Source organism: Undibacterium sp. RuTC16W (assembly GCF_049339445.1).
Taxonomy (GTDB): Bacteria; Pseudomonadota; Gammaproteobacteria; order Burkholderiales; family Burkholderiaceae_D; genus Undibacterium.
On sequence record NZ_JBMPPE010000079.1, the window covers coordinates 1 to 342 of the forward strand.

General features: G+C 60.2%; 1 pseudogene. It reads right to left on the bottom strand.

Annotated elements, in window-relative coordinates:
- Positions 1-303: pseudogene (locus ACO0K4_RS19600) on the bottom strand (hypothetical protein); the annotation flags it as partial.
- Positions 304-342 lie beyond the last annotated feature (39 nt).

The following is a 342-nucleotide window of genomic DNA, read 5'->3' on the forward strand; positions in this document are numbered from 1 at the left end:
GTAGATGTCGCCCTGCTCTGCCTCGACCGCGATGCGCACCACATTACCCAGCGGGCGCAACTCGTTCTCGTACCTGAAATAGTTGGCGATGTAGGGATGCGATGCGGGCACCATCTTCTGGAAGCTGGCGTCCGGCTTCAGCATCGCCGCATGCCACGTCAACCAGGTGGACAGGATCAGGAACAGCAGCAGCACCGCCGCGCGATGCGCGAACAGCTGACGCTCCAGCAAGCCTACCAGCGCGCTGCCTCTGTCATGACTATGGCCGCCATCGGGGCGGACTGCGTTGATTTCGTTTTTCATGGGAGCGGGCTTCATTTTTCAGACAAGGGCAGATAGCTG